This window comes from Variovorax sp. J22G73, assembly GCF_030317035.1.
GTDB lineage: Bacteria > Pseudomonadota > Gammaproteobacteria > Burkholderiales > Burkholderiaceae_C > Variovorax.
Window position 1 is genome coordinate 191,012 of record NZ_JASZYK010000007.1, and the last position, 12,365, is coordinate 203,376.

The following is a 12,365-nucleotide window of genomic DNA, read 5'->3' on the forward strand; positions in this document are numbered from 1 at the left end:
GGGTGTTCCTGGTGTCGGTCGTTCAGTGGCGGCGCATCAGCGGATGTTCATCAGCGTCTGCATGACCTGGTCCTGCGTCTTCACGGTCTGCGCATTGGCCTGGTAGTTGCGCTGCGCGACGATCAGGTTCACCAGCTCGGACGTGAGGTCGACGTTCGACGACTCCAGCGCGCCCGCCTGCAGCGAGCCGAGCTTGGTGCCCTCGCCCGGCGTGCCGGTGAGCGCGGTGCCCGAGGCCAGCGTCTCGGCCCACACGTTGTTGCCCTTGGGCTCCAGGCCGTTGGGGTTGGCGAACGACGACAGCACGACCTGGCCCAGCAGCTGGGTCTGCTCGTTGGAGAACTTGCCGGTGAGGGTGCCGTCGGGGTTGACCGAGAACGAGGTCAGCTCGCCCGAGCGGTAGCCGTCCTGCGCGAGCTTGCTCATGCCGTTGGCCGAGCCGAACTGGGTGGTGCCCGACAGGTCGACCTTGGCGCTCAGCGGCGCGGCGCCGTTGGTGAAGGTGATGGGGCCGATGTTCAGCGCGCCGCTGGCCGGGGCGGTCATCTTGCCGCTGGAGTCGAAGGTCAGCGTGCTCAGCGCGGCACCGCCGCTCAGCGGTGCGCCGTCGGAGGTGCCGTACATGTTCCAGGTGTTGGCCGGCGTGGCCGCCTTCACGAAGTACACCGCCACGTCGTGCGGGTTGCCCAGCGAGTCGTACACGGGGCCCACGGCGTTGGAGTAGTTGTAGGTGTCGGAGTCGGCCGAGTTGAACGGCGTCTTGGTGGGCGTCGCCAGGCGTGCGTCGAGGTTGAACTCGGCCTTCACGTTGGTGGTGGCCTTGGGCGTCATGGGCGCGGTCGGGATCTGGATGGCCGAGGGCGTGCCGCCGTTGATGGTGCCGTTGGCGTTCACGCCGTAGCCCGTGAGGCGCAGGCCCTGGGTGTTGACGATGTAGCCGTCCTTGTCGCGCGTGAACTGGCCGTTGCGCGAGTACATGACCTCGCCGGTCTCGCTGGTCAGGCGGTAGAAGCCGTCGCCGTTCAGGATGGCCACGTCCAGCGGGCGGCTGCTGGTCTGCGTCACGCCCTGCGTGAAGTTCTGCGTCACGCCGGCCACCGAGGCACCCAGGCCGATGCGCGAGCCCGCGTACACGTCCTGGAAGGTGGCGGCGGCCGACTTGAAGCCGATGGTGCTCGAGTTGGCAATGTTGTTGCCGATGACGTCGAGGTTCGCGGCGGCCACGCCGAGCCCGCTGATGCCCTGGGAAAAAGCCATGATGTTTCCTTGATTGGTTTGCGTTGGATGCGGTGAATGACTCAGAGGAACAGGCGCACGTCGGACAGGCCGATGTTGTTGCCCGATGACAGCTCCAGCGTGACGCCGCCGGTGCCCTGCTTGACGGCGGCCACCTGCGAGAACGTGAGCGCGGTGGCCTTCACGGCCGAGCCGCCGTTGGTGGCGTCCACGGTGAACTGGTAGGCGCCCGCGGGCACCACGTTGCCGGCGTCGTCCTTGCCGTCCCAGGTGACGGCGTTGACGCCTTCCTTCATGGAGCCCGCGTTGATGGTGCGCACCACGTTGCCCGAGGCGTCGACGATCTTGATGTCGACGTTGGCGGCGGTGCCGGGCAGCTCCACGGCGAAGGCCTGCGTGGCCGGGTCCTTGCCGTCCTCGGGCTTCTTGGTGGTGAGCACGTCGCCTGGCGACAGCACGTTGTAGCCAATGAGCGAGGCCGACTGCAGCACCTGGTTGGAGCCGGTCTGGCTCACCAGGCCCGACAGCGTGGTGTTGAGTTTCTCGATGCCGCTCACGGTGCTCATCTGCGCGAGCTGCGAGGTGAGCTCGGCGTTCTGCATCGGGTTGAGCGGGTCCTGGTTGTTCAGCTGCGTGACCAGCAGCTTGAGAAAGCGCTGCTCGCTGTCTTCGTTGCTGACGCTGGTGTTGCTGCTGCTGGCGGCGCTGGTGGCGTTCTGCCCGGTGATGGACGAGGTGTCGGAGATGGCCATGGCGTTGGGGTTTCTTTGGAAGAAGAGAAAGGTTTACTGGCCGAGGGTGAGCGTCTTCACCATCAGCGTCTTGGCCGTGTTGAGCACCTCGACGTTGGCCTGGTAGCTGCGCGAGGCCGAGATCATGTTGGTCATTTCCTCGACCACGTTGACGTTGGGCATGGCAACGTAGCCTTCGGTGTTGGCGTGCGGGCTCTTGGGGTCGAACACCATGCGCGGGGGCGAGGGGTCTTCCACCACGCCGGCCACGCGCACGCCGCCGATGTTCTGCATGCCCGAGGGCGCGACCTCGAACACCACCTGCTTGGCGCGGTACGGCATGCCGTCGGGGCCGGCCACGCTCTCGGCGTTGGCCATGTTGCTGGCGGTCACGTTCATGCGCTGCGACTGCGCGGTCATGGCGGAACCCGCCACGTTGAAGATGTTCATGGATGTGCTGTTGAAGGGCATGGGGTGCGTCCTGTGTGTCCTGTGGGGTTTACGGAGCGACCGCCGACAGCAGCGACTTGATCTTTGCGTTGAGCACCGTGAGGTTCGACTCGTAGCGCAGCGCGTTGTCCGCGAAGGCGATGCGCTCGACGTCCATCTCGACCGTGTTGCCGTCGATGCTCGACTGGTTGGGCGTGCGGTAGAGCAGGTCCTTGTCGGACGCGGCCTGGGCCTGGCCCTCGATGTGGCGCGCCGAGGTGGTGGCCATGGACATCGATTGCGAGGAGCGCCCGCGCTCCACGGCGTCGCTCAGCCGGGCGCTGAAGTCGAAGTCGCGCGCCTTGTAGTTGGGCGTGTCGGCGTGCGCGATGTTGGCCGCAATCACCTCCTGGCGTTCCGCCCGGAGGTTGAGGGCTTCGCGGTTGAAGCGAAGCGCCGCATCCAGCTTGTCGATCATCTGAGTTCCATCTGTTGAAGCGTCGCGTTCGCGCATGGCGTGGCGACAGATGGAAAGCGAGTCTATGCATGAGCCGCTTTTGCAATCGTTCGAACAAAGGGGGTTTTGTGGTGCTGCTCGCACCTTCGATCCGGGGGCGAATTTCTAGAATTTGCGGGCGGCGGCTTGTGCCCTCCAGGGCATCCGTGCCGCAGCCCGAGCCCCTTTCCAACACATTCGATGAACCTCCTGAAGCTCCGCAAGCGCCTGCCGCGCACCACGCCGGCGCGGCAGCCGGCCTTGCTGCCGGCCCTGCTGCTGACTGTCTGCTGCGCGGCGCCCGCGTGGGCGCAGGAGGCCGTGCAGATGGCCGGGCAGATGGCCGCGCAGAACGCCGCGCATGAAGGCGCGCAGAACTCCCCCCCCACCGCCGCGTCGATCGCCGCGGCCGAGCTCGCCATCGCCAGGTACCTGCAGGTGCAGACCGCCGGCCTGCCGGGCAAGGTAACGATCCGCCTGGAAGGGCGCGGCACCTCCGCCCTGCCCGCCTGCGACAACCCCGAGGTCTTCCTGCCGCCGGGCGCCTCGCCGTGGGGCCGGGTGTCGGTGGGCGTGCGCTGCCAGACCGAACGGCCGTGGATGCGCTACGTGCAGGCCCACGTCGCGGTGGAAGGCAGCTACTTCGTGGCCGCGCGCGCCATCGACGCGGGCCGCCCGCTGGCCGCGGGCGACTACAGCGAGCGCACGGGCGACCTGTCGCGCCTGCCGCGCTCGGTGATCACCAGCGCGGCCGAGCTGGCCGGGGTGGTCGCGTCCAACCGCATCGCGCCGGGCGCGCCGCTGCGCAAGGAGCTGGTGCGCGGCGTGACCGTGATCCAGCAGGGCCAGGCCGTGAAGGTGGTGGCCCAGGGCCAGGGCTTCGTGGTCAGCACCGACGCCAAGGCCCTGAGCGGGGCCACGGTGGGCGCCGTGGTGCAGGCCAAGACGCAGGACGGGCGGCTGGTCAGCGGCATCGCCGACATGCAGGGGCAGATCCAGCTGGCCCAGTGAACCGGCCGGCCCGCGACGTTCTGCCGTACGCTTTGTTGCACACCGCTTCTAAAGTTATTGCCCGCGCTGCCGATATACGGGTCAGCCCCTGAGGAATCACCTTGAAAATCGATCAACCCGCCCCTTCGGCCACGCCCCTGCAACGAACGCCCGCCGCGGGCGCGGCCCCTGCCACGGCAACGGCCGCCGCCACCGCCGCGGCGCGCCCCAAGGAGGCGGCGCAGCCCTCCGCGCACGTCCACACCATGCCCAGCGCCGTGGGCGGCAGCGACTTCGACGCCGCCCGGGTGGCCGCGATCCGCGAGGACATCCGGGCCGGGCGCTACCAGATCCGCCCCGAGCGCATCGCCGACGGCCTGCTGGCCAGCGTGCGCAACCTGCTCGACCCGCAAGCCGAGCTGCCGGCCCAGGTGCAGGGCAAGGCCAACCCCGATCCGGAAAACCGCGAATGACCGCTTCCCTGCTGGCGCACCTGCGCACCGAAACCGCCTGCATCCAGGAATTTCTGGCCGTGCTCGACCAGGAGGCCAAGGCCATGTCGGACAACGTGTTCGGCGAGCTGGCCGGCATTGCCGCGCGCAAGACCCAGCTGCTGGACCGCATGGCCGCGCTCGACCTCGACCGCGAGACCCTGCAGGTGTCGCTGGGCCATGCGCCCGGGCGCGCCGGTGCCGACGCGGCGGCCGCCGCCGGCGGCAGCGCCGTGCAGCAGGCCTGGGCCGAGCTGCTGGTGCTGGCCGTGCAGGCGCGCAGCCACAACCTGCGCAACGGCTCCATGGTGTACGCGCACCTCGACTTCACCCAGCAGGCGCTGCACTTCCTGCAGGCCAGCGCGCAACTCTTCTACGGGCCGGACGGCGTTCGCAAGACGCAGGCCGGCACCGGCACCCGCCTGGCGGCCGGCTGAGCCCGCCGTCGCACCCATTCCCCCTTTTGCACTCCATGGAAGCTATCGACACGAAGAACAGCCTCGGCTCGCGCCAGGTGGCCATGGTGGGCTGCGACGCCGCCCAGGCACAGGCGTGGAGCCACCGGCTGCACCTGATGGGGTGCACCACGGCGCGCTTCGACACCAGCACCGACTTTCTGCTGGCCGTGACCCACGGCAGCCAATTCGGCCTGCTGCTGGTGGTACTGAAGGACCAGGCCGCGTGGCCGGTGCTGACTTCGATGTGCAAGGCGCTGCGCCTGCCGATCTTCCTGGTGGCGCATGCGCTGCAGCGCGACCTGCTGGTCGAGGCGCTGGCGGCGGTGGACACCGAGCCCCACGGCGCCACCATCGACTTCGCGGTGCTGCCGGTGGACGACTTCGAGATGGAGCTGCGCGTGCGCGAGTCGCTGCGGCGCAACCACACGCTGCTGCATCCGCAGTCGGTGAGCGCGAGCTTCGGCGACTACCAGTTCATCGGCAGCCGCAAGGTGGTGGTGCACAAGGGCGAGGACATTCGCCTGAAGCCGCGCGAGTTCGAGCTGGCGCTGCTGCTGTTCCGCAACGCCGGTCGCCTGCTGGAGCGCGACTGGCTGCTGGCCTCGCTGTGGATGGATTCGCGCATCGAGCGCAAGAGCCGCGTGCTCGACTGCTGCGTGGCGAACATCCGGCGCAAGCTGTCGCTGCACAAGCAGAGCGAGTTCGTGCTGCATTCGGTGTACGGGCGCGGCTACGAGCTGCGCCACCTGCCCGTGCGCACCGAGCCTTCGCCGATCTTGGTGCAACCGGCGGACAGCTCGCGCTACCCCGACACCTCGAACGAGCCGGCCTGGCGCTTGGAAGACGAGGCGCGGGCCTGGGCTTGAACGCGGCCGAAGGCGCCTGAAGCCAGCCGAAGGCCGCTGAAGGCTCCTGGGCGACCGGCAGGCAGTCTTTTCGAGTCTTCGCGGGTTGTCCCCGCCGATTGGGGACAACACTGGGGACAACCGTGCGGAGTTCGGGCGAGATCGTTGCCTGGCGTGGCCTGCAACGCGGTGCCTGCGGAATGAGCACCTGGACAACTCGGCACGCCGCCCCCTGAAAGGAACGCCGCGCCGGTGAAATTGGGACGACCGCCGGCTTCGAGGAACCACCCCTGATGGGCGGGTGCCTGAGCGACCTCTACCAGCGCCAGCTGACCGTCCAGGCCAGTATCAGCGGCCAAACTTAAGCCAGACTGAATGATTTCAGGGCTTGCGCTCCGCCGGCGCAATCAGCACCATCGCGCCGTCCTGGCCGCGCCGGATGCGCAGCCGGGTGCCTTCCAGCAGGCGGTCCAGCGCCGCGTCGGGCGCGATGCTTCCCTTGATGCCGCGCGTGGACAGGTCCTTCACGTCTTCCACCTTGTAGATCAGCTGCACGCCCGACTGGGCGATGAAAGTGTCCAGCGCGGGCTTGAGCGCGCCGCCGGCCACGTCAAACTCGCGGGCCAGCGCCAGCGCCGAGGTCGGCAGCGCCAGCAGGGCGGCGCCCAGCGCGAGGCCCACGGCAAGGTGCCCCGGATGCCTCAGATGTCCTACGTAGCGCCGGGCTGCGGCAGGGGCGGTGACAGCGAGCCTCCCGATTCGATTCATTTGGATGTGATTCCCGCGATGTGTTTTTTCTTGTGACCCTTGTGAGACGAGCCAGCCCGTGGTTTCCGGTATTTCCGTCGCGCGTTACCGGAAATCTTCCGGCCGTTCGTCTCACTGTCTGTCGCCAATCCCGGCGACCCGTCGAAACCCCCATCCGGCCATCCCAGGAGCGCTCTTTTGGTTCTCAGTGACTTGGACACCTGGTTCGTCAGCGAAGTGCTGCCGATGGAGGCCGCGCTCACGCGGTTTCTTCGCCGAAACTGGCGCGACGACGCCGAAATACCCGACCTGCGCCAGGACGTCTACGTGCGTATCTATGAATCGGCTGCCAAAGCCCTCCCCGACCTGGTCAAGCCCTTTGTCTTCACCACCGCCCGCAACCTGCTGATCGACCGCGCACGGCGGGCCCAGATCGTGTCCATCGAAATCATTGCCGACCTCGACGCGCTCGACTTCTCCGCCGACGAGCTCACGCCCGAGCGCCATGCCGCGGGGCGCGGCGAGCTGCGGCTGCTGCAGACCGCGCTCGACGCCCTGCCCTCCAAATGCCGCCGCGTGGTGGAAATGCGCAAGATCGACGGCCTCTCGCAGCGCGAGGTGGCCACGCAGCTGGGCATCACCGAAGACACGGTGGAGCGCCAGGTGTCGCGCGGCGTGCGCGCGCTGGCCGACGCCATGCTCTCCAGCGGCGTGCAGCTGCACACCAAGGCCTTCGGCCGGGCACAGAACGACAAGAGGCTCTCGCCATGACCGAAGCCGAACGCATCGAATCCGCCGCCGCCGACTGGCTGGCCCGCCGCGACAGCGGCCACTGGGAACCCGCCGACCAGCAGCGGCTGGACGCCTGGATCGCCGAGTCGATCTCGCACCGCATCGCCTGGCTGCGGCTGGAAAGCACATGGCAGCGCGCCGACCGGCTGGGCGCCCTGCGCGCGCCGACGGTGCCGGCCGCGGCGCCCACCACGCCAGTGATACCCGCGACACCCGCGGTGGTGCCCATTCCACTGCCGACGCGTGCACCGACCGCTGCACCGACCGGGACACCGACCGGATCGCCACGGCGCGCCGGCGCCCGCTGGCTGCCGCGCTTCTCCACCCAGCGCATCGCCGCCAGCGTGGTGCTCGCGGCGGCCGCCTGCAGCTGGCTGGGCTGGCGCTACACGCAGGACTGGCAAAGCGAGCACTACGCCACCGCCGTGGGCGCGCGCCAGCAGGTGTCGCTGGCCGACGGCTCGGTGCTCACGCTGAACACCGCCACGCAGCTGCGCACGCTGGTGAACGAAAGCGGGCGCAAGGTGTGGCTGGAAGACGGCGAGGCCTACTTCGACATCGCGCACGACAAGAAGCACCCCTTCGTGGTGATCGCGGGCGACCGCCGCATCACCGTGCTGGGCACGCGCTTCGTGGTGCGCCGCCAGGGCGAGCAGGTGAACGTGGTGGTGGAAGAAGGCCGCGTGCAGATCGCCTCGGCGCAAGGCACCGGCGCAGGCGATGCGCCCCCGACCGTCATCGTGCGCAACCAGGCGGCGGTGGCCCATGCCGGCAACGTGCTGGTGATGCCCAAGGCGCCCAAGCAGATCGACGACGAACTCAGCTGGCGCCAGGGCAAGCTGGTGTTCGACCAGACCACGCTGGGCGACGCGGCCACGCAGTTCAACCGCTACAACACGCGCAAGCTGGTGATCGCCGATGCGGCCATTGCGCGCATTCGCATCGGCGGCAGCTTCGACGCGAACAACATGAACGGCTTCGTGGCCTTGCTCAAGCAGGGCTTCGGGCTGGCCGTGCAAGACAGCGGCAATGAAATACGAATTTCAAACTAGCTTATTACCGGAATGTGACGGGGCATTCGTCTCAGTGGGTACCCAAACAAATACCACGCTGTAGATCATGAATCGAATCGAGCAAAGCGCTACCCTGCCTTCCGTGCCGTCCGTGAAGAAGAGCAAACGGGTCACCCTCCGTCCCTGGGTCATCGCGGGCAGCTGCGCGCTGATCGGCGGGCTCTCCACGCAGGCACAGGCGCAAGGCCAGGGGCAAAGCCAGGCTCCACTCCAGGCTCCGCAGAGCTTCGACATCGCCGGCGGCGACCTGAAGAGCGCGCTGGACGCCTACGTGGCCCAGGGCGGGGTGCAGCTGATCTACAAGGTCGACGACGTGAAGGGCTTCGCCACGCGCGGCGTGAAGGGCGCGTTGCCGCCGCAGGAGGCGCTCGCGCGCATCCTGGAAGGCACGCCGCTGGTCACGCGCCGCGGCGACGACGGCGCCATCGTGGTCCACACCGCGGCGCCCGTGGTCACGCGCCCCACCACCGAGGAGCCGCAGTCGCTCGACAGCGTGACCGTGACCGCCACGCGCCGCCGCGAACCGGTGCGCGAAGTGCCCATGCAAGTCAACGTGATGAAGGCCGAGACGCTGGAGCGCGCCGGTGCCAAGAACCTGGCCGACTACATCGCCGAGCAGCCGGGCGTGAACCTCACGAGCAGCGGCAGCGTGGGCGGCATCCTGACCATGCGCGGGCTGACCACCGGCCCGGTGCAGGGCATTGCCACCGTGGGCGTGTACGTCGACGACGTGGCCACGGGGCTGAGCTCGTCCAGCGCGCTCGGCGGCTTCACGCCGCTGGACATGGGCATGCTCGACCTGAACCACATCGAGGTGCTGCGCGGGCCGCAGGGCACGCTGTACGGCGCGGGCGCCATGAGCGGCGTGCTGAAGTACGTGACCAACCAGCCCGACACCATGGAGTTCGCGGGCTCGGTGAAGCTGGGCACCTCGTGGACCCAGGGCGGCGGCCCCGGCTTCACGACCAGCGCGGTGCTGAACGTGCCGCTGAAGGAAGACGTGGCGGCCGTGCGCTTCGCCGCCTTCACCGACCAGCTCGGCGGCAGCTACAACGCCTCGGGCCCGGCCTGGGGCAAGAACATCGACCGCGGCCACACCGACGGTGGGCGCGTGTCGCTGCTGCTGACGCCCACGCGCGAACTCACGGTGCGCCTCACGGGCACCGTGCAGGACGTGAAGCGCAAGGGCCTGGGCTTCGAGGACATCGACCGGCGCACGCTGCGCCCCTGGGGCCTGGAGCGCACGCGCCAGCTGTCGCTGCGCGAGCCCTACAGCAACAAGACGCAGCTGTTCGGCCTGGACGTGGAGTACGACTTCGGCTGGGCGCGGCTGAACTCCATCACCTCGGCGCAGGACGTGAAGATTTCCAACGCCGCCGACCTCACCGCCCTGTACGCGCCGCTGGCGAGCGCGCTGCGCCTGCCGGTGGCCTCGGTGCCGCTGGCCAACGACATCGGGCAGCACCGCATCAGCCAGGAGTTCCGGCTGACCTCGCGCTCGGGCACCACCTTCGAGTGGCTGGCCGGCCTGTACCTCAACCGCGAACGCGGCAGCACCGACGGCGGCATCGACGCGGGCCTGGTCGGCGGGCTCGGCAGCCTGAACCTGCTGTCGTCCTCGCAGTCTTCGCGCTACCGCGAAACGGCCGCCTACGGCGACGTGACCTGGAACGTGACGCCCGCGCTGTCGTTCACCGGCGGCGTGCGCCTGGCGCGCAACAGCCAGACCTACGGCAGCCGCCAGAGCGGCATGCTGATCGGCCCGACCACCTCCACCGCCAGCGGCACCTCGTCGGAAAGCCCGACCACCTACCTGGCCGCGGCCAAGTACACCCTGTCGGACACCAGCACCGCCTACTTCCGCGCGGCCAGCGGCTACCGCCCCGGCGGCCCCAACATGCTGAAGCCGGACACCAACCGCAACATCGTGCAGCCGATGTTCAAGTCCGACTCGCTGTGGAGCTACGAGCTCGGCTACAAGGCCGACCTGCTGGACCGCACGCTGTCGCTGGAGGCCGCGCTGTACGACATCGAATGGCGCGACGTGCAGCAGCCCACGCGCAGCGGCGGCTTCGTGTTCGTGACCAATGCCGGCGCGGCGCGCGTGAAGGGCGGCGAGCTCACCCTTGCCTGGAAGCCCAGCAAGGAGTGGCGCTTCACCGCCAACGGCGCGGCCATCGACGCGCGCCTGACCGAAGACGCGGCCGGCCTGGACGCCAAGGCCGGCACCCGCCTGCCGCAGACCCCGCGCTTCTCGGCCACGCTGGGCGTGACGCGCAACTTCAGCATCGGCGACCGGCCGGCCTACTTCGGCGTGAGCGCGCGCTACACCGGCAAGCGCGACGCGGGCTACCGCGGCAGCGCGACGATCCCGAGCATCGTCATGCCGGCCTTCACCGTGGTCGACCTGCAGGCGGGCATCGACTTTCCGCGCTTCAGCCTCTCGGCCTATGTGCGCAACCTGGCCAACAAGCGCGGCATCCTGTCGATCGACACGGGCCTGTCGGCCAACCCGAACCTGGTGCAGGCGGCGCTGGCGCCTTCGCGCACCGTCGGCATGACCGTGACCGTTCCGTTCTGAGATGTCCAGCCTCACTCCGCTGGCGGCCGCCTTGCCGCCGGACGCGACGGGGCCCGCAGCACACGAGAAGACGCAAAAGGCACTGCCCAGCGCCTGGTACGCGCTGGCGGTGCTGGTCATCGCGACGGTGCTGGGCTCGGTCGACAAGGTCATCCTCACGCTGCTGACCGAGCCGATGCGCATTGCGCTGACGCTCTCCGACACGCAACTGGGCCTGCTGCAGGGCGCGGGCATCGTGCTGTTCACCGGCATCGCCACACTGCCCCTGGGCTGGCTGAGCGACCGCTACGACCGGCGCGTGGTGCTGGCGGCCTGCGTGCTGCTGTGGAGCGCCGCCACCGCCATGCGCGGCACCGCCATGGACTACGGCGTGCTGTTCATCGCCAGCATCGGCCTGGGCGTGGGCGAAGCCGGCCTCACGCCCATCACCAACAGCATGATTCCCGACCTGTTCCCGCGCGCGCAGCGGGTGCTGGCGAACGCGGTGTTCGCGCTGTCGGCCATCTTCGGCAGCGCGCTGGGCGCCCTGGTAGGCGGCACCGTGGTGCACCTGACGGACGACCTGCGCCACTGGCTGCCCGCGTCGATGCAACACCTGGAACCCTGGCGGCTGACCTTCTTCGTGATGGCGTCCGCGGGCGTGCCGGTGGCGCTGCTGGTGCTGTCGATACGGCGCACGCGGCGCAGCGTGCCGCCGCCTGCAACGTCCGCGAAAGCAGTGGCCGACGCGCGTGCGGGCGAAGCGCCCTCGGGCTTCGCGCCGCTCGCCACGCTGTCGGGTGGACAACCTGATGCAGCCGATGCGGCCAACGACATCGGTTTTCGCGATCACCTGCGCAAGCACTGGCGCACCTTCTCGGGCCTGGTGATCGGCGTGGGGCTGGCCAGCATCGGGTTGAGCTCGATCGGCACCTGGCTGCCCATCGTGGCGGCGCGCGAGTACGGCGCCACGCCGGCGCAGATGGGGCAAGGCATGGGCCTGGCCTTCCTGTGCGGCACGGTGGTGGGCGGCCTGCTGGGCGTGGCGTCGATGCGCTACGTGCAGCCGCGCATGGGACCGGCCGCGGCGCTGCGCATCATCATGCTGGGCAACCTGACGGCGGCGCTGCTGTCCACGCTGCTGCTGTTCACGCGCTCGGCCAACGACGCCTTCATGCTGCTGGCGCTGCTGGTGGTGCCACTCATCAGCGGCGCGGTGCTGCTGCCCAACGTGCTGCAGGACGCCGCGCCCTCGCACCTGCGCGCCCGCACCATCGCGCTGCTCACCATGGCCAGCCTGCCCTTCGGCGTGGTGGGGCCGCTGGTGGTCGGCATGTTGTCGGACGCCCTCAAGTCGGTGCCCAACGGGCTGGCGATTTCCATCGTGGCCACCACCCTGGTCGGCGGCTGCCTCGGCGCGCTGGTGCTGCGCGCCACCGAAGGCCCGTTCGTGCGCCTGATGCGCGCGGCGCAAGCCAACTGACCGTTTCGCGGTTTCGCTCACACCCCCTCTCGTT

At 69.1% G+C, this 12,365-nt stretch carries 13 protein-coding genes; 8 read left to right on the top strand and 5 right to left on the bottom strand.

Features of this window, described 5'->3' with window-relative positions; all coding sequences use genetic code 11:
• Nucleotides 1-36: 36 nt before the first annotated feature.
• From flgE to flgB, 4 genes are read right to left on the bottom strand one after another with little or no spacing between them, the layout of a single operon-like run.
• On the bottom strand, nucleotides 37-1,257 hold the full coding sequence (gene flgE / locus QTI51_RS24395) for a flagellar hook protein FlgE (protein WP_116910945.1): 1,221 nt from the start codon (nucleotides 1,255-1,257) through the stop codon (nucleotides 37-39).
• Between the two features lie 41 nt (nucleotides 1,258-1,298).
• Entirely contained in the window at nucleotides 1,299-1,988 is a 690-nt protein-coding gene (locus QTI51_RS24400) for a flagellar hook assembly protein FlgD (protein ID WP_116910944.1), read from the bottom strand.
• A gap of 33 nt (nucleotides 1,989-2,021) precedes the next feature.
• Complete coding sequence (flgC, locus tag QTI51_RS24405; RefSeq protein WP_116910943.1) at nucleotides 2,022-2,438, bottom strand: flagellar basal body rod protein FlgC; 417 nt, start codon at nucleotides 2,436-2,438, stop codon at nucleotides 2,022-2,024.
• 28 nt (nucleotides 2,439-2,466) lie between these two features.
• A complete protein-coding gene (gene flgB / locus QTI51_RS24410) occupies nucleotides 2,467-2,874 on the bottom strand; it encodes a flagellar basal body rod protein FlgB (protein ID WP_116910942.1) in 408 nt (135 codons plus the stop codon).
• A gap of 219 nt (nucleotides 2,875-3,093) precedes the next feature.
• Here flgB and flgA point away from each other — a divergent pair, with 219 nt between their 5' ends.
• From flgA to QTI51_RS24430, 4 genes are all read left to right on the top strand, one after another.
• Nucleotides 3,094-3,903, top strand: coding sequence for a flagellar basal body P-ring formation chaperone FlgA (gene flgA / locus QTI51_RS24415; protein ID WP_286516370.1), 810 nt, complete (start codon nucleotides 3,094-3,096; stop codon nucleotides 3,901-3,903).
• 101 nt (nucleotides 3,904-4,004) lie between these two features.
• Nucleotides 4,005-4,355 (top strand): flagellar biosynthesis anti-sigma factor FlgM, encoded by a 351-nt coding sequence (gene flgM / locus QTI51_RS24420; protein ID WP_116910941.1) that lies wholly within the window; start codon nucleotides 4,005-4,007, stop codon nucleotides 4,353-4,355.
• A complete protein-coding gene (locus QTI51_RS24425; protein ID WP_207786742.1) occupies nucleotides 4,352-4,810 on the top strand; it encodes a flagella synthesis protein FlgN in 459 nt (152 codons plus the stop codon). Before flgM ends, QTI51_RS24425 begins: the two co-directional genes overlap by 4 nt.
• Nucleotides 4,811-4,845: 35 nt before the next feature.
• Nucleotides 4,846-5,697, top strand: a complete 852-nt coding sequence (locus tag QTI51_RS24430; protein ID WP_116910940.1) for a winged helix-turn-helix domain-containing protein — start codon at nucleotides 4,846-4,848, stop codon at nucleotides 5,695-5,697.
• A 360-nt stretch (nucleotides 5,698-6,057) separates the two neighbouring features.
• Here QTI51_RS24430 and QTI51_RS24435 read toward each other — a convergent pair whose 3' ends face one another.
• Complete coding sequence (locus QTI51_RS24435; protein ID WP_116910939.1) at nucleotides 6,058-6,357, bottom strand: STN domain-containing protein; 300 nt, start codon at nucleotides 6,355-6,357, stop codon at nucleotides 6,058-6,060.
• A 264-nt stretch (nucleotides 6,358-6,621) separates the two neighbouring features.
• On the opposite strand from QTI51_RS24435, the gene QTI51_RS24440 reads away from it, so the two are divergent.
• From QTI51_RS24440 to QTI51_RS24455, 4 genes are all read left to right on the top strand, one after another.
• Nucleotides 6,622-7,194, top strand: a complete 573-nt coding sequence (locus QTI51_RS24440; RefSeq protein WP_286516369.1) for an RNA polymerase sigma factor — start codon at nucleotides 6,622-6,624, stop codon at nucleotides 7,192-7,194.
• Nucleotides 7,191-8,267 (top strand): FecR family protein, encoded by a 1,077-nt coding sequence (locus QTI51_RS24445; RefSeq protein WP_116910938.1) that lies wholly within the window; start codon nucleotides 7,191-7,193, stop codon nucleotides 8,265-8,267. Before QTI51_RS24440 ends, QTI51_RS24445 begins: the two co-directional genes overlap by 4 nt.
• Before the next feature lie 112 nt (nucleotides 8,268-8,379).
• A complete protein-coding gene (locus QTI51_RS24450; protein WP_165840385.1) occupies nucleotides 8,380-10,869 on the top strand; it encodes a TonB-dependent receptor in 2,490 nt (829 codons plus the stop codon).
• A gap of 1 nt (nucleotide 10,870) precedes the next feature.
• Nucleotides 10,871-12,331: an MFS transporter gene (locus tag QTI51_RS24455; protein ID WP_116910936.1), complete on the top strand. Its 1,461-nt coding sequence runs from the start codon at nucleotides 10,871-10,873 to the stop codon at nucleotides 12,329-12,331.
• The last annotated feature ends 34 nt before the right edge of the window (nucleotides 12,332-12,365 follow it).

What these genes read in the sequence shown, in the direction of transcription:
- flgB (WP_116910942.1), bottom strand. Translation starts at nt 2,874, where the DNA reads ATGATCGACAAGCTGGATGCGGCGCTTCGCTTCAACCGCGAAGCCCTC.
- flgC (WP_116910943.1), bottom strand. Translation starts at nt 2,438, where the DNA reads ATGCCCTTCAACAGCACATCCATGAACATCTTCAACGTGGCGGGTTCC.
- QTI51_RS24445 (WP_116910938.1), top strand. Translation starts at nt 7,191, where the DNA reads ATGACCGAAGCCGAACGCATCGAATCCGCCGCCGCCGACTGGCTGGCC.
- QTI51_RS24400 (WP_116910944.1), bottom strand. Translation starts at nt 1,988, where the DNA reads ATGGCCATCTCCGACACCTCGTCCATCACCGGGCAGAACGCCACCAGC.
- QTI51_RS24425 (WP_207786742.1), top strand. Translation starts at nt 4,352, where the DNA reads ATGACCGCTTCCCTGCTGGCGCACCTGCGCACCGAAACCGCCTGCATC.
- QTI51_RS24430 (WP_116910940.1), top strand. Translation starts at nt 4,846, where the DNA reads ATGGAAGCTATCGACACGAAGAACAGCCTCGGCTCGCGCCAGGTGGCC.
- QTI51_RS24455 (WP_116910936.1), top strand. Translation starts at nt 10,871, where the DNA reads ATGTCCAGCCTCACTCCGCTGGCGGCCGCCTTGCCGCCGGACGCGACG.
- flgE (WP_116910945.1), bottom strand. Translation starts at nt 1,257, where the DNA reads ATGGCTTTTTCCCAGGGCATCAGCGGGCTCGGCGTGGCCGCCGCGAAC.
- flgA (WP_286516370.1), top strand. Translation starts at nt 3,094, where the DNA reads ATGAACCTCCTGAAGCTCCGCAAGCGCCTGCCGCGCACCACGCCGGCG.